The 16,360-nt window shown below is 55.5% G+C and carries 13 protein-coding genes; 9 read left to right on the forward strand and 4 right to left on the reverse strand.

What is annotated here, in order from left to right; genetic code table 11:
• Positions 1-130 precede the first annotated feature (130 nt).
• Complete coding sequence (locus GT409_RS07645) at positions 131-1,174, forward strand: LacI family DNA-binding transcriptional regulator (protein ID WP_160628511.1); 1,044 nt, start codon at positions 131-133, stop codon at positions 1,172-1,174.
• 101 nt (positions 1,175-1,275) lie between these two features.
• On the opposite strand, the gene GT409_RS07650 is transcribed toward GT409_RS07645, so the two are convergent.
• Entirely contained in the window at positions 1,276-2,664 is a 1,389-nt protein-coding gene (locus GT409_RS07650; protein WP_160628512.1) for an ROK family protein, read from the reverse strand.
• Between the two features lie 21 nt (positions 2,665-2,685).
• Positions 2,686-4,221, reverse strand: a complete 1,536-nt coding sequence (locus tag GT409_RS07655) for a CehA/McbA family metallohydrolase domain-containing protein (RefSeq protein ID WP_160628513.1) — start codon at positions 4,219-4,221, stop codon at positions 2,686-2,688.
• A 179-nt stretch (positions 4,222-4,400) separates the two neighbouring features.
• Between GT409_RS07655 and GT409_RS07660 the strand changes: the two genes are divergently transcribed.
• The 4 genes from GT409_RS07660 to GT409_RS07675 all read left to right on the forward strand — a co-directional run bounded on the left by GT409_RS07660 (position 4,401) and on the right by GT409_RS07675 (position 8,560).
• On the forward strand, positions 4,401-6,176 hold the full coding sequence (locus GT409_RS07660) for a sodium:solute symporter family protein (protein ID WP_160628514.1): 1,776 nt from the start codon (positions 4,401-4,403) through the stop codon (positions 6,174-6,176).
• 14 nt (positions 6,177-6,190) lie between these two features.
• The gene (locus GT409_RS07665) at positions 6,191-7,087 is read left to right on the forward strand and encodes an HAD family hydrolase (RefSeq protein ID WP_160628515.1); all 897 of its coding nucleotides are present in this window, start codon (positions 6,191-6,193) and stop codon (positions 7,085-7,087) included.
• A gap of 241 nt (positions 7,088-7,328) precedes the next feature.
• Complete coding sequence (locus GT409_RS07670; protein ID WP_233231632.1) at positions 7,329-7,631, forward strand: helix-turn-helix domain-containing protein; 303 nt, start codon at positions 7,329-7,331, stop codon at positions 7,629-7,631.
• Positions 7,632-7,936: 305 nt separating this feature from the next.
• Positions 7,937-8,560, forward strand: coding sequence for a hypothetical protein (locus GT409_RS07675; protein WP_160628516.1), 624 nt, complete (start codon positions 7,937-7,939; stop codon positions 8,558-8,560).
• Positions 8,561-8,782: 222 nt separating this feature from the next.
• On the opposite strand, the gene GT409_RS07680 is transcribed toward GT409_RS07675, so the two are convergent.
• Positions 8,783-10,339, reverse strand: coding sequence for a glycine--tRNA ligase (locus GT409_RS07680; RefSeq protein WP_269844995.1), 1,557 nt, complete (start codon positions 10,337-10,339; stop codon positions 8,783-8,785).
• Between the two features lie 66 nt (positions 10,340-10,405).
• Here GT409_RS07680 and GT409_RS07685 point away from each other — a divergent pair, with 66 nt between their 5' ends.
• The 4 genes from GT409_RS07685 (at position 10,406) to GT409_RS07700 (ending at position 15,319) form a co-directional block, all read left to right on the forward strand.
• Positions 10,406-10,651, forward strand: a complete 246-nt coding sequence (locus tag GT409_RS07685) for a hypothetical protein (protein ID WP_160628517.1) — start codon at positions 10,406-10,408, stop codon at positions 10,649-10,651.
• Between the two features lie 88 nt (positions 10,652-10,739).
• Positions 10,740-12,653 (forward strand): biosynthetic arginine decarboxylase, encoded by a 1,914-nt coding sequence (gene speA / locus GT409_RS07690; protein ID WP_160628518.1) that lies wholly within the window; start codon positions 10,740-10,742, stop codon positions 12,651-12,653.
• A 288-nt stretch (positions 12,654-12,941) separates the two neighbouring features.
• Entirely contained in the window at positions 12,942-14,138 is a 1,197-nt protein-coding gene (locus GT409_RS07695; RefSeq protein ID WP_160628519.1) for a saccharopine dehydrogenase family protein, read from the forward strand.
• Entirely contained in the window at positions 14,138-15,319 is a 1,182-nt protein-coding gene (locus GT409_RS07700; RefSeq protein ID WP_160628520.1) for a BaiN/RdsA family NAD(P)/FAD-dependent oxidoreductase, read from the forward strand. Before GT409_RS07695 ends, GT409_RS07700 begins: the two co-directional genes overlap by 1 nt.
• Here GT409_RS07700 and GT409_RS07705 read toward each other — a convergent pair.
• Complete coding sequence (locus GT409_RS07705) at positions 15,316-16,269, reverse strand: hypothetical protein (protein ID WP_160628521.1); 954 nt, start codon at positions 16,267-16,269, stop codon at positions 15,316-15,318. The two genes, GT409_RS07700 and GT409_RS07705, sit on opposite strands and share 4 nt — an antisense overlap.
• Between the last annotated feature and the right edge of the window lie 91 nt (positions 16,270-16,360).

The following is a 16,360-nucleotide window of genomic DNA, read 5'->3' on the forward strand; positions in this document are numbered from 1 at the left end:
ATTCCTGATGGAATGCGGAGGCAGTTACGCCCGGCCTGCTCTTAAATCATCAATCGACAAGGCATTGCCGAGATGATCTTGATGTGCCATTGTAGAGCCGAAAAAGGCGTAAGTTTCGGGAGGACATGGCATGAGCGAGTCGGGCAAAGCTGTAACCATTAAAGATATCGCACTCGAATGCGGTGTAACCGCAACGACCGTTTCGCTCGCGTTGCGCAATCATCCTCGAATTTCCGATGCCACCAAAGCCAAGGTTCGGGAAGCCGCAGAGCGGCTGAACTATCGGCGGAATCCGATGGTGTCTGCGCTGATGGCCAATCTGAGCCAGTCGCGCAAGCCGGTCGCTGCGCTGCCGTTGGCTGCGGTTTATACGCATGACCTTAAGGCCATTGAAGAGAACAGCTATCACCTGAATATCTGGAAGGGGATGGAACGCCGTGCTTCTGAATTGGGCTTCAAGCTCGAGCGTTTTTATTTAATTCCCCAGAAAATGAGCGGCAGGCGTCTGACGCAGATTCTGGTGACTCGCGGAATCAGCGGAATTATTATCCCGCCGCTGCTGCACGCCGGCGGTCATTTGAGCATCGACTGGAAAGAGTTTTCCGCGGTGGCCATCGGCTATTCCATGCTGAGCCCCAACCTGCATCGGATCTGTCCCGACCAGTATCGCGGGATTCGGATGGTGCTGCGCGAGCTCAAGCAGCTGGGCTACAAAAGACCCGGTCTTCTACTCAACCGGCAAAGCGATCTGCGTACGATCCATCTGTGGAGTTCCGGCTTTTACGGCTACGAACATGCTCAGAAGAAAAAAGGCATTATCCCGGTGCTTGAATGCAATGAAGTCAGCGAGGAAGAGCTTCAGAAGTGGTATGAAAAATACACGCCCGACGTGATTATCAGTTCCGATTTTAATATTATCGACCCCTTGCATAAAATGGGCCTTCAGTTTCCGGAGGATGTGGGTCTGGTCACCCTTTCGCGTTACAGTCCGGCACAGGGGATTGCCGGAATCGACCAGAATGCCGACGCGCTGGGCGCAGCGGCCATCGAGCAGCTGGTGCAGATGATGTATTACAACGAGCGCGGGATCCCGGAGATGCCCCGTGTCGTTCAGATCCCGTCCGCCTGGGGCAAAGGCGAATCGATCTGCAGACAGGTTCCCGCAGAGAACTGACCGCACTTTATTATGTGCAGGCCTGGTCCCCGATCGGGGTTTGCACGCTGTGCGTATGTGCGGTATGCCGCAGGCCGCGTGAAGACACGCGGCCTGCAGGGTTAAATATTTGGGAGACTCGCTGCTGCGACGGCCTGGCCGACGCGGCGGCTTTTTTCGTCCGGCACATGCAGGGCGATTTCGCCGGCGAGTTCAGGGAATTCCTTGTTCAGAACTTCCTGCGTCTTTTCGATGATCACTTCGCCGCCGCGGCCGGAGGTGACGCGCCCGAGGATCAGTACGTTTTTGAAGTCGTACAGCTCCTTGTAGTGCGGCAGCGTGTAGCCGAGATAGATGCCGATGGTGGTGAAGATATCGAGTGCGGCGGGGTCGCCTTCGTTGGCTTTTTCCTGAACCGCTTTGAGGCGTTCGGGGAAAAGCATTTCTTCCGGGAAATCAAATCCGGCTTCGGGTGCCAGTTTGGCGACCGCCTGCTGCGAGAAGTACTGCGCTCCGCAGCCGATGTCGTCGGCGATGGGATCAATGGCGGCGTCGGGGTTGAAGTCGACGGGGACGTAGGCCAGCTCGTTGTAGTTCCCGGTGAAGAGTGATTCCTCGTTGACGAAGCCGGTGGCTTCACTGGAGCCCATGGCGATGCCGAGCAGGGAGTGCTCTTTGAGCGACATGGCACCGGCCAGCGCGGTGACTTCGCCGTCGTTGAGCACTTCGAACGGCACGTTCCATTCCCTGGCCAGATTGAGGAAGATCGGGCGGATGTGTTCGTGGAATGCATCGGCCGGGACGCTTCGGAAGAGCGAGGCGTATTTGGCCATGTTATCGACGTAGGCGCCGGCGGCGCTGCCGCCGATGGCATCCACTCGCGGAAGCTTTTCCGCCGCCAGTTTCAGTCCCTCGGCAATCCGTTCAATATGATACTGCGGGTCGGTCTGCACGCTCGGGTTCCAGGGGATCTCAGTGGTGAAGACGGCTTCTCCGTCCACAACGGCCGAGAGTTTATAGTCGCTGGCGCCGAGGTCGAAGCCGATGCGGCAGCCGTCGAGATGTCCGCCGATCGGAATACTGCGGCTCTTTGCGACCGGAACCTCATCCGCGGGGACAATTCGGATTTCGAAGTCGCGGTCGTAGACGACTTTCATGCGGTTCGCGTCGTAGGCGCGCGCGCCGCCGGGCGAGTAAATGGCGCTCAGCTGTTCACAGAGAACAGCGGGGCCGCTGAGGTGAAGCACGGATCCGCCGCGTGCCCACAGCAGGGCTTTGATCTGCCGCTCAACATAGCGGAGGGTGTCGGCGTCGTGCCCGGAGCCCGGCATAAAAACGGTCAGATCGAGTCGGGAGACGCAGCCGTCGGTGCGTTCCAGCGCAATGATCATTGCGCTGGTGCTGTCCGACCGGCCGACGGCGTCGCGGTAGTTGCGGTTGCCGAGGATGGACGGGCAGAAGCCTTTATCCAGCGGCATCGGGACATTCGGGGTTACTTCCAAAAGTGACATGTTATCAACTCCTTGTTGGGGTTAGCGTTTGATCCAGATGGGGGAGGACCATGCCCATTGCTTGTTGTACTGCTCGACGCGCAGACGGTAGCAGTCCATGCCGTTGGGCAGGGCGTCGCCTTCTGCGGTGTCTTCGAGCTGTGTTTCAAATTCATAGGATTCGGGCAGGGCGGCGACAACGCGGTAGGCGGGGGTGCCGTAGCCGCTGATGTAACCGCTGCGCGCTCCGGCCAGCACTTCGCGCAGGGTGTGGCTGAAGGTTGCGCCGTTGAACTCCAGGTCTATGATGCCGTCGAGCGGCATTTCGACTTCCAGGGAAAAACCCTGGTTTGAATTGGTTACCGGGGTCGGATTGCCCTGTGTTTTTGTTTTGAACCTGACGTTGGTCTCGCTTTCCTGGGTCCAGTCCGAGAAGCGGAAGTCTTCTTCATTTTCGGTGGGAGACACCACTTCCGATCCTTTGAAGCGCGGCTCGGCTTTCAGGATTTTTCCTTCGCGAACGCCGAAGGCGGCATCCCAGTGGACGACTTTGCCGCGGGAGCCCCAGCCGACCTCCAGTCCGATTTTTGCGCGGACGGTTTGGTTTTCTGCGGGCGCTTCCGTGACTTTCGGCAGGAAGTAATGCTTGAGCACTTTTTCATTTTTGAGCAGTTCGATCGTGCGAATGGCGCCGCCACCTTTGACGCGGAAGCGGATGTCGCGCTGGTCGGACGGTTCCTGAATGACGTCGCCGATGAAGCTGTCGTTGACGGAAAGCTCAACCTCGATATTGTCGCCGGTCAGCGCGATGGTGCGGCGGTTGAGAATGGCGTCCCAGATGGACTTGCGGGTCAGCTCCGGAGCAAACACGGCGACGCGACCGTGGCCGTGGCTGCCGGGATGTGCGCTGTGGTGATCGGTTGAGGCGACACAGCCGACGATGCGGCCTTTTTTGAGTCCGGCGCTGTAGGTGCTGTCCTGGTCGCACGGGCCCATGGAGTGAAGGTAGGGGTAGGCGGTTTCGTCGCTTTCGCTGCAGGCGTGCATAGAAAAAAGTTCTACGACCGGGCTGAGGGGATGATCTTCGTGCTCTTCCCAGTTGATGCCGCGGAAGCCCTGTTTGTAGCCGATGTGGTGGGTGAAGGTCATGCAGGCGATGCCTTCTTCGTTCAGTTTTGCGAGCGTGTCGCGCAGTTCCGGCACCGTTTGGGTCTGCAGGATGCTGCCCTTTCCGTCGCGGTACATCACGGTCTGGTCGCCGGAGTGGCAGGAATGTTTTTCGTAACCGAGAAACGAGACAAACGCACCGTCCTGGTTGGCATCGTCGCAGACTTTGACAAAGTGATCCCAGCAGCCGGCGAGTTTTTTGAAGCCGTCTTCGTGGTATTTGATGCGGCGTTCCATGCCGTGTTGCTGGCGCGGCATATCGGGCCACAGGGCGTGTCCGGTTACCGATACAAAGTCCAGCTGCATTTTTGCGTTGGCGATGGCGTCTTCCACCGGGCCGTGGCCGTAGCTTGCGCCGCAGTGATTGTGGATGTCACCGTAGTAGGTTGTGAGTTTTTCAGATGTTTTCATTGGATTTCTCCCTTTTATTTTCGATTGGCGAGATCTTGGCCGATTGAAAAATCGTACGCACGCCAAACGGAGGTTTATTCGTAAAGCACGCCGGGTTAACGAATAAACCGTCGCTTCTCTTTCCTTGTTCCTATAATTGAACGATGGTGATGCAGATAAGAAAACAACCCGTGGAGAATATGATGGGATCGAGCCTGGATTTAATAATTGTCGGAGTGTACATGTGCGTGCTGGTGCTGATTGGCATGGTGTTCGGAAAGCTGGTGAAGAGCGGCAGCGATTACTTTAAAGCCGGTGCCAAAGGCAGCTGGTGGATGGTCGGTGCGAGTATGTTTATGAGCGGCATCAGCGCCTGGACATTCGTTGGAAATGCATCCGGAATTTTTCGGGCGGGCTGGAGTCCGCTGGCAATCTACATCGCCAACGTGACCGGATTCACCCTCGCCGCCTTTTTCCTCGGGGCGTGGTACCGCCAGATGCGTGTGATCACCTATGCCGAGACCATCAAAGAGCGCTTTGGAAAATCGGCTGAGCAGCTTGTTGCACATCTGCTGGTTCTCAACGGGTTTATGTGGGCAGGCGTCGGGCTCTATACGCTTTGTGTGTTTGTCGGGCCGTTAATTCCGAACGTTCCGATTGAAGGACTGATTCTGGGCATCGGCTTTGTCGTGGTGCTGTATTGCACGGTTGGCGGCAACTGGGCGGTGATGGCCAATGATTTTGTGCAGGGCATTATTCTGGTGGTGGTGACGTCGATCGTGACGGTTCTCTGTTTTATGAACGCTGGGGGCATCGGAGCCTTTTTTGATGCCGTTGCCAATTCAAGTGCGGCCGAAGAGCTGCGGTTCGTGACGCCCTCTCCGGAGGGAGCCTCGACATGGAGCGGTCTGGCCAATTATGGTCTGGCCTGGTGCATCGTGATCTTCATCAATCAGCTCTTCAACCAGTCGAGTCTGTTCCAGGGCGTACGCTATTTCTCGGCAAAAGACGGCCGGGAAGCCCGGAAGGCATCCATCTTTGCCGGCCTCATGATGGTCATGGGACTGCTTATTTTCTTTGTGCCGCCCATTTACGCCCGGGTTTTTCTGGAAAGCGAAGTGATGGCCATGCATGAAGTGCCGAAAAAGGCCGCTGAGTTCGCCTATTCGATAACGAGCCAGACGGTGCTTCCGAAGGGAACATTCAGCATTATGATTGTGGCAATCTTTGCTGCGGCGATCAGTACGCTGGATACCGGCCTGAATCGCAATGCGGCGCTGATTATTCGCGACCTGCTTCCCGCGCACCGCCGGTTTTGGAAAATGAAGCCGATCAATCCGGACCGGGAAGTGTTCCTCGGCAAACTGACGACAGTTCTGGCAGGGTTTGTGGTGATGGGCATCGCCATCTTCTATGCCAATGTCAAGGACACCTCGCTGTTCGACTTTATGCTCAAGACGGTAATCGGCCAGCTGATGACTCCGCAGTTTGTGCCGCTGATTCTCTTCCTGTTTATTCGCAAGGTGCCGCGCTGGGCCATCTTCTCCTCCCTGGGCGGCGGCTATCTGCCGACGGTTGCTCTGCTGGTCTGGAATGCCGTTGCGGCGGAACCGGTCATCCTTTCTTCGCACCTGACCATGGCCCTGGTCATGGGCTGCGGAGCCCTCGGTTATCTGCTGGCGCTTCCGTTCTGGTCGAAAGTCAGTGACAAAGAAAAACAAGCCACACACGCCTTCTACGAAAAAATGGAGCGGCCGATTGATTTCGAAAAAGAGGTCGGCAAAGGCAATGACTCCTTCCAGCTCATTATGATCGGCCGGTTCGCGCTGGTTCTCGGCGCGCTGTTCCTGCTGATGCTGATCCCTGTCGATACCGTTGCGGGCCGCTGGGTGATTGTCACCATTTCCGGCGTGGTCGGCGGTGTCGGTGCACTTATGTGGCTTTCGGGACATAAAATTGCCAAAAAGGAATCATAAAAAGGAATTATACGATGGACTACGTTTCTCAACTCAAAAACCTTCCGAAAAAAAACGACTTTTTCATCGGATTTGACAGCGACGGCTGTGTGTTCGATACAATGGAACTGAAGCATAAGGAATGCTTCTGCCCGGCCGCGATCAAGCATCTGGGCTGCCAGCCGGTCAGCAAAGCCGCTCGCGAAGTGTGGGATTTTGTCAACCTGTACAGCAAGACGCGTGGCTGCAACCGCTTTATTGCCGTGCAGCACTTCCGGAATCTGCTCAAAGAACGCACCGATGTGAAAGCGCGCGGATTTGATCCGATGGATCTGTCCGGTCTGGATGCGTGGGTGCAGCGTGAAACGAAACTCGGCAACCCGGCACTCGAGGCGGAAGTGGTCGAAAACGGCAATCAGGACCTGCATATTATGCTCGATTGGAGCCGGGAGGTTAATGCGCGGGTTGAAGACATGGTTTCCGGAATGACGCCGTTCCCGGGAGTTCTTGACGTGTTGAAACACGGACGGGACCGGGCCGACATGATTGTGGTTTCCCAGACGCCCCTTGATGCTTTGGAGCGCGAATGGGAAGAAAACAACATGACCCCTTATGTTCGTTTGATCGCCGGGCAGGAGCATGGGACTAAAGCTGAGCACATCCGCTTTGCAACAGAAGGGAAAGGGTATGGGAAAGATCGTGTTCTGATGGTTGGTGACGCGCCCGGAGACTACAAAGCGGCCGCGGACAACGATGCGCTCTATTATCCCATCATTCCCGGACAGGAGGAAGCGTCGTGGCAGCGCCTCGTCGATGAGGCCCTGGAGCGCTTTTTCGCCGGCACTTTTGCCGGGAGCTACCAGCAGCAGCTGCTGGACGAATTTGACGCCTCACTGCCGGAACACCCGCCGTGGGAAAACGGAACCGATTAATTTCCGGAGCACAAAAACAATTAAAGGAAAAGGCGGGGCCGCGCGGCTCCGCTTTTTTTGCATCTTGTGGTTAGTTGAAATCGTACTTGGTTGGTTGCCGGCGCGGGTTATCAAAAAGTACGAGCTTTGAAAGGACATCGTTTTTCGACATGGGCCGGATAAACTGCGCGAGTTCCCCGGTTTTCATGACAAAAGTTGAAAGGGGATCAAGCAGGCAGAGACCGTTCCGATTGAGGCTGCAGTGTCGGGTGAATTTGTTTCGGTCAAACCGCACGCAACGCTGACGACTGGCGAAGTGATTCGCATGTTGCGTGAGCTGAAAGGCTGGACGCAGGAGCAGTTGGCCGAGCAGTCCGGCCTCAACGCCAAAAACATCAGCCTGCTCGAAAACGGCCGCATCGACATCGGCAAAAAACGTGCTGTCCAATTAGCAGAAGCCTTCAATGTCCACCCCGCCATCATCATGTTTCCCGAATACGAAGCCGACTTGATCGGCAAGGCGGCGCAAGGTGATGAAATAATAGGACTGACATCGGAGCCTTAATGAGAGCAGTTTTCAATGGTACTGGAATAATGATATCGGCGATCCCGCTCTGACGAAAAACAGTTCAGTCGATGACCTGCGGGCTCAGGTCATCGACTGACCCGTTACTGACCCCCGCGGCAAGTTGAAGTCTATTGAGTGGGTTCGTTTGGGGAACCGCTTTTATGGGGTGTTAATCAATTAGATTCGCATTGTATGCATAAAGCATTGTCAAATAAATTTCTTTGCGCAAGCTGAGCTTGTTTGCTGCTTGATTAGATTGTTAAATATTGCTCGACTATTTCTTAAAAAGAAAGGCGCGTGCTATGCATACGATCAGGTTCGTTTTAATTATTTTAACCTTGGGATTTTACAGCATTGCCGCTGAGGTTTCTGAAGAAGTCGAGGGGCTGCAAGAAAAGTTTCAATACACGATGAAGGTTTGGGCTGTCGAGGATGACAATATTGAAACAGACAACGGTGATGAGTACTTTGTACTGGAGTTTGAGTCTCAGCAACCCAACCTAATGAAGATTATAGAGCAAAGTGAATTTTTTTTCGGCTCTCAGCACCCTCTCCGAACTCAGATTGAGGGCCAAGAAGGATTATTTGAAATGCGTGTGACAGTTCAGCTGACTGATAAAAAAACTAAAGCGGTCGGATACGCACAGTCTTTTGATGAGCCATTACCTCTAAAATTTACAGAAAATACAATTGGTAACTATGCAGATCACACCGCATGGGAGTATCGCATTCCATTCGGCAATATGAAAAAGCCGAAACTGTCCGCATATGCAATCGAATTTGGACTCCTGAAAGACGGAAAATTTATTTCGATTGCGACGGAATACAAAAAAGTTGAAGACTCTGAAGAGATCCTTTCTGCAGGAGGCGACGAACTACAAATGGAATGCTATAAATGCTCTCACTACTATTGGGATACCAGATAAGGGAGCATATTCTGCTGTCCTGTGATACTGTCTGAAATTTGTAATCTGTAGGCGCGGGCGCCCATCGTACGCAGCTACAGTTTTCCAAACATTGGAAACTTCGGACGGCCCGGCGGTCCATCCCTACCTGAATTTTCCAAACATTGGAAAAAGAAAAGGCGGGAAGGTCTTCGACCATTCCCGCCCCACAAACACTTCCGTGTTTTCTGTGTATTCCGTGGTTTAGAACCGAACCTTCTCTGCGACGTAAGCTTCGAGCTCGCTGATGGGCATGCGAACCTGCTCCATGGTGTCGCGGTCGCGCACGGTGACGGTGTCGTCTTCGAGGGTGTCGAAGTCGATGGTGACGCCGAGCGGGGTTCCGATTTCGTCCTGGCGGCGGTAGCGGCGTCCGATGGCGCCGGCCTGGTCGTAGAAGCAGTTCCAGCGCTCGTTGAGCTGTTCGAACACTTCGCGGGCTTTGCCGACGAGCTCCTCTTTGTTTTTGAGCAGCGGGAAGACGGCCACTTTGTACGGCGCGATGCTGGGGGCAAAGCGCAGGACGGTGCGAGCTTCGTAGCCTTCCGGTGCGCGTTTGGCGTCCGGGTCGGCGGTGAGGACTTCGCCGCCGTCTTTGGGAATCCATTCGACGCGGTAGGCTTCGCAGAGCAGCGCGAGTGCGATGCGGTCGACGCCGGCGGAGGGCTCGACGACGTGCGGCAGGTAGCGCTCCTTGGTCTCTTCATCGTAGTATTCGAGGCCTTTGCCGGAGGTGTTCTGGTGCTGGGTGAGGTCGAAGTTGCCGCGCGCGGCGATTCCTTCGAGCTCCTGGGTGCCGAAGGGGAAGTCGTACATGATGTCGGTGCAGGCGCTGGCATAGTGGGCGAGGGCGTCGCCTTCGTGAATGTCGCGGTGCATGCGGCCTTCGGGAAGTCCGACTCTTTCATACCATTTGAGGCGCTCGGATACCCAGTATTCGTGCTGTTCAGCATCAGTGCCGGGTTTGATGAAGTATTCGAGTTCCATCTGCTCGAATTCGCGCGAGCGGAAGGTGTAGTTGCGCGGGTTGATTTCGTTGCGGAAGGCTTTGCCGATCTGGGCGATTCCGAACGGAATTTTCTGGCGCGAGACGGCGTGGACGTTGCCGAACTGGGCGAAGATGCCCTGTGCGGTTTCGGGGCGCAGCCAGGCGACGGCGGCATTTTCTTCGACGGGTCCGACGTGCGTTTTGAACATCAGGTTGAACGCGCGCGGCTCGGTGAGGGTGCCGGCTTCGGAGGCGTCCGGGCCGACGAGGCGGTCATAGTTTTCGACCGGGATGTCGAGCAGCGGCACGATTTCGTACTCGTCCGGGTTCTGCTTGCCCATTTTTTTGACTTTTTTGCGCGGCGGCTCTTCGTCTTCGGGATAGGCGAACATCAGGGTGGCCGCGTTGGACTTGTGTTTGAAGACGAGGATCTGGTCGGCGCGGTAGCGGCCTTTGGTTTCGCGGCAGTCGAGCATCGGGTCCTTGAAGTTGCCGACATGGCCGGAGGCTTCCCACACGCGCGGGTGCATAATGATGGAACTGTCGAGTCCAACGACGTTTTCGCGGGTCTGGACGACGGATTTCCACCAGGATTCCTTGATGTTGCGTTTCAGTTCGACGCCGAGCGGACCGTAATCCCAGAAGCCGTTAATGCCTCCGTAGATTTCCGAAGTTTGGAAAATAAAGCCGCGGCGCTTGCACAGCGATGCCAGCGCATCCATCGATACATGATAATCATTCGGTTCCATAAGCATTCCTATCCTTAAAAGCAAAGGTCGCAGGATGCCCCATCACGTTTGGAGTTGAAAGTATAAACTGAAACAGACAGACTGCCCGGTGTGAAAGAAAAACGGGCATTTAAACGGTTTGATGTGTTTTCGATTCTGGCGGCGGCCAGCATTCTGCTGGCTCTGCTGTTCGAGAGTTTTTTCATTTTTGAATTGTACGAAACGGACCTCTTTGCGGCTGTTTTGTCCCGTCCGGCTGTTCCTGTGCCTGTGGAGACGAAGGAAGAGGCTGCGCCGGCCCCGGCTGTGGAAAAGTCCGAGCCGGTTGATGTTGAGGATGTGGTTCCGGTCGGTTGACCTGATTGAATACAACTTACGCTTTTCAATGTGTTTGACGGGGCGTAAAACGCCTCTCCTGATTTTTTAACTGTAAGGAGCCGGGAATTTGAAGAGTTTGCAGAGCGGTTGGTCGTCAGCGAAAGCGGCGGAGGTTTATGGTGTCGAGCGCTGGGGTGCCGGTTATTTCAGTGTATCCGAAACCGGCGAAGTGGTGGTTCATCCGTCCGGAAACGGTGCCTCGGTGAGTCTGCAGGAGATTTCGCAGGGGATTCAGGAGCGGGGCTTTGACCTGCCGGTGCTGGTGCGCATCAGTGATATCCTCGATGCGCGCATCAAGAATCTGCATGAGAGTTTCGGTGCGGCGATTCAGGAGTATGGATATAGCGGCTGCTATCGTGGCGTCTATCCGATCAAAGTGAATCAGCAGCAGCAGGTTGTTGAGGAGATCTGTAATTTCGGCGCGCATTATCATCATGGTCTGGAAGCGGGCAGCAAGGCCGAGCTGATTGCTGCGATGTCGTTCCTGCAGGATTCCGGTGCGTATCTGGTTTGTAACGGATACAAGGACGAAGAATTTGTCGATTTGGGACTCTACACCCTGAAGATGGGGATTCGCTGTGTTTTCGTCATCGAAATGCCCTCGGAACTCGATCTGATCCTGGAGCGATCGAAGAAACTCGGAGTGCGCCCGATTCTTGGAGTCCGCATGAAGCTTTCCACGCAGGCGAGCGGTCACTGGACTGAGTCCGGCGGAGAGCGCAGCGTGTTCGGCCTCAATACGGCGCAGGTTATGGATGCCGTCGACCGCTTGCGCGAGGAGGAGATGCTCGACTGCCTGCATCTGCTTCACTATCACCTGGGCTCTCAAATTCCTAATATTCGCGATATCCGTGAGGCGGTCAAAGAAGGCTGCCGGATCTATGCCGGGCTGGTCAATGAAGGGGCGGCCATGGGAGCGCTGGACCTCGGCGGGGGACTGGCGGTGGACTATGACGGATCACATACGGATTTTACGAGCAGCTGCAACTACGGTACCGCCGAGTACTGCTCGGCCATTGTTGAGGAAATCATGAGTATTCTGGATGAGACCGGCACGCCGCATCCGGATATTGTCACCGAATCCGGCCGGGCTACGGTCGCCTACTATTCGGTGCTTCTGTTCAATGTGCTCGATGTCAGCCGTTTCGAAACGCACGATCTGCCCGAAACGCTGCCGGAGGACGCCCACGAACTTCTGGGGAACCTGATGGAAACGCTCAACGCCCTGAGTGTCGAAAAAGTCCAGGAGTGCTACCACGATGCCGTGTATTACCGCGACGAGGCGCACGAGCTGTTTAAGCGCGGCGGCATCACGCTGCGCGAGCGCGGGGTGGCCGGACAGATCTTCTGGCACATCCTGCGCCGCATTTCCGTGCTGCTCAAAGACCTCGACTATGTTCCCGATGAGTTCGAACACCTGCCCGCCGCGCTGGCCGATGTCTACTACGGCAACTTCAGCCTCTTCCAGTCGCTGCCCGACAGCTGGGCCATCGATCAGCTTTTCCCGATTCTGCCGATTCACCGCCTGAATGAAGAACCGACCCACGAGGCGATTCTGGCCGACATCACCTGCGACTGCGACGGCAAAATCGACCGCTTCATCGACCTGCACGATGTGCGGCGCACACTGCCGGTGCATGATCTGCGCGATGATGAAGACTACACCCTCGGCGTTTTTCTGGTCGGGGCCTACCAGGAGACGCTGGGGGATCTGCATAATCTGCTCGGCGATACCAATGTGGTCAGTGTGCAGATTGATGAGGACGGTCACATTCACTACAGCCGCGAGATCGAAGGCGACAGTGTTGCCGATGTGCTCAGTTATGTGGAGTATGAGCCGAAGGAGATGGTGCGACGGGTGCGGGCCATGGCGGAGCGGGCGGTCAAGTCCGGTCGGATTTCACCCAAAGAGCGTCGGGCCGTCATGGATGCCTATGAAAGCGGTCTGCGTGGATATACTTATTTTGAGAGGGAAAACTGATTTACAGAAGGATTAGTGATTGAGGAGAATTTGCGGTGTGATGTGCTGGTTGAAGACTGTTTAGAAAATTCTTCCGGTGCATAAAGCACAGTTATTAAGTGATATGAAATTGATGGATATTCCGGTTGGTTTATTGGGGAATGTTCATGAATTAAAGGTGGTGGATGGGTTGCACCGGTTCATTTTGACAGGTGTGAACCGGTAACTTCGTTTTCTTTGTTTCCTTCTGTGAAAAAACGATTTACAGAAGTTGTCTAAATTATCTAGTGGTATAAACAGGAGTATGTCATGGGCAAAGTTTTGATTATTGGAGCCGGCGGGGTGAGCAGTGTGGTCGTTCATAAATGCGCGCAGCATCCGGACGTTTTTGAAGAAATTGTTTTGGCCAGCCGCACGAAAAGCAAGTGCGACTCCATCGCCGCTCAGATTGACCGTCCGATAGAAACTGCTCAGGTCGATGCCGATAATGTTCCCGAGCTCGTTGAACTGATTAAAAAAGTCCAGCCCGACCTCGTTCTCAACGTCGCTTTGCCCTATCAGGATCTGCACATCATGGACGCCTGTCTTGAAACCGGCGTCAACTATCTCGATACCGCCAACTATGAACCGGAAGACACTGCGAAGTTCGAATATAAATGGCAGTGGGACTATCAGGACCGTTTCAAAGACGCAGGGATTATGGCGCTGCTCGGCTCCGGCTTCGATCCCGGCGTCACCTCTGTCTTCTGTACCTACATTCAGAAGCACCACCTCGATGAAGTTCACACCATCGATATCATCGATGTCAATGCCGGGGATCACGGCTATCCGTTTGCCACCAATTTCAATCCCGAAATCAATATCCGTGAAGTCACCGCCCGCGGCCGTTACTGGGAAAAAGGCGAATGGAAAGAAACCGACCCGCTCTCCGTCAAGCATGCCTTTGAAGTGCCGGAAAACATCGGTACGCCCAACATCTACCTGATGTATCACGAAGAGCTCGAATCGCTCGCCAAACACATCCCGCACCTGAAGCGCGCACGCTTCTGGATGAGCTTCGGCGACAGCTACCTCAAACACCTCGAAGTGCTCGGCAACGTCGGCATGACCCGCATCGACGAAGTTGAATTCAACGGACAGAAAATCATTCCGCTTCAGTTCCTTAAAGCCCTGCTGCCCGATCCGGCCACGCTCGGTCCCCGCACCGTTGGCAAAACATGGATCGGCTGCCAGGTCACCGGCCTCAAAGACGGTAAGGAGAAAACCGTCACCATCTACAACACCTGCGATCACCAGGAGTGCTACAAAGAAGTGCAGTCGCAGGCCATTTCCTACACCACCGGCGTGCCCGCCATGATCGGGGCCAACCTCATGATTTCCAAGGTTTGGAGCGGCGAGGGCGTCTTCAACATGGAACAGATGGACCCCGATCCCTTCATGGACCTGCTCAACACCTGCGGTCTGCCGTGGAAAGTCATCGACGGCCCCGTCATCGATCTCGGATAATGTACGATGTAATTATTATCGGCGGGGGCGCGGCGGGCATGTTTGCCGCCGCGGTACTCGCGGAAGAGGCTCCGGAGCTGAATGTGCTGGTGCTCGAAAAGGGCGCGAAGCCGCTGGCGAAGGTCCGTGTTTCGGGCGGCGGGCGCTGCAATTTGACGCATGTCTGCTCCGACATTCGCGAGTTCATCAAAAACTATCCGCGCGGCGGGCGCGAGCTGATCGGCCCGTTCAACCGTTTTGGGCCGGCGCAAACCGTCGACTGGTTTGAGTGGCACGGCGTGCCGCTGGTCACGCTCGACGACGGCTGCCTTTTTCCCGAATCCGACAGCTCTGAAAGTGTGATTGATGCGCTGCTCGAAAGCGGCGCGAAGATCCGGACGAATGCGCAAGTCGCCAAAATTTTTGGCTTTGAGGGTGGGTTCAATGTGAAGCTGACGGACGGCGAGCAGCTCAGTTGCCGTAAGCTGCTGGTGGCGACCGGCGGCGGCGCATTTGTCGAAGGGCTCGGCCACACCATCGAGCCGTGCGTGCCGTCGCTGTTTACATTCAATACGTCGGATAAAGAACTGACCGCACTGTCCGGAATCGTGGTGGAGCCGGTTCAGGTGAGCGCCGGAAAGCTGAAGGCGGACGGTGCACTGCTGATAACGCATCAGGGCGTCAGTGGCCCGGCGGTTTTGCGGCTTTCGTCATTTGGTGCGCGGACGCTGGCGGAAACCAATTACCGCTTTGAAATGAAGATCAATTGGCTCCCGGATCAGAACGCGGAACAGATTTTCCAAACCTTGGAAAAACAGAAGGCGGCGTCGCCGAAAAAGCAGATCGGAACCTGGTCGCCGGTCGGGCTGGTTTCCAGACTTTGGAAACTGCTGGTTGCCCGCGCGGGCATCGATGAGACGCGCGAGTGGGGCGGATGCTCCGCGAAGGCGCTGCGGCAGCTTGCCGCGCAGATCAGCGGGTTCACGCTTCCAATTACTGGAAAAAACCGGCACCGCGAGGAATTTGTCACCTGCGGCGGAATTCGCCTGAAGGAAGTGAATTTCCAGACGATGGAAAGCCGTCTGGTTCCCGGTCTCTATGTTGCGGGCGAGGTGCTCGATATCGATGCGCTGACCGGCGGCTTCAATCTGCAGGCGGCATGGACAACGGGATATCTCGCGGCGCAGGCGATGATGATTTAGGGCAGGCGGTATTCCTTCTTCATCCAGTCGATCGCTTTGTCGGCGAGGTTGGGTGGCAGGATGTCGGTATGTCCGTCGTATAGATCAATGTGATATTTGGGAATGTTGTCCGTGATGAACTGAGCCTGTTTTTTCACATTGTCCTGATCTTCCGCGCCCAGCAGAGCGTAGACCCGCATATCGCTGTTTTTGCGGATCAGGTCAATGGGCGGATCAATGCTGCGCAATCCGTCGAAATCCGGTTCCTGAAGGATTACGCCGGCGACGGGGCGCATGGTTGCGTAAAGCAGCGCGGGCACGGTGCCGGCCGTAAAGAGTTTGCGGCGGGAAATCCTGAATTTTTCCACGGCGTCATCGTAGGCGGCCAGAAAGTTTTCATTCATCTTCTGCCCAAGGCGATCGCCTTTCTGCTCGCTGAGGATCACGGCGGCCCATTTTTTACCCTGGACCCGCTTGCAAATACTGTCCCACTGCCTGGGATGTTCTACAAACAGGCAGGGATAATAGCGGCTGTCTGATTCGTAGTAGCCTTCCGGCAAGTAAACGTAGTACCCGCTTCGGCCGGAGTCGGGACGAATGGGCTCGGGCAGGTAGTTCCAGTCCTCGTTGCGATTGTAGGTGGCGACAACGGCAGAAATTTTGTTTTCCGGGTAGATCTGTTTCTGTTTTTTCAGTTCTGCTTTTTTTTCCTGTTTGAGCTGAGCCGCGCGTTCGGTGCGCTCCCGGGCCTTTTGAAGATAGCTGTCGGAGATGTCGCTGTTGGTCACGATTCCGTTGCGAAGCGTTACGGTTCCCTTGGGAAACAGGATCACTTCCATCTCTCCCTGGAGCATACTGCCCTTCGGTTCGCCGAGTTCCGCGATTACAGAGTCCCGGCTGTCTCCGGGTTGGACTGCCTGTGCCTGATAGAGAAACAGCAGTGCGAGTGTGGCCGGGCGAAAAATTTTCATGACTGAACTATAGCGCAAAACGACGGGTTTGATTGCAGATAATTCAAAAATTCCGGGTTTGGAATCGGCCGGTAAAAAAGCGGGGCGCTGC

The organism is Tichowtungia aerotolerans (assembly GCF_009905215.1).
Lineage (GTDB): Bacteria > Verrucomicrobiota > Kiritimatiellia > Kiritimatiellales > Tichowtungiaceae > Tichowtungia > Tichowtungia aerotolerans.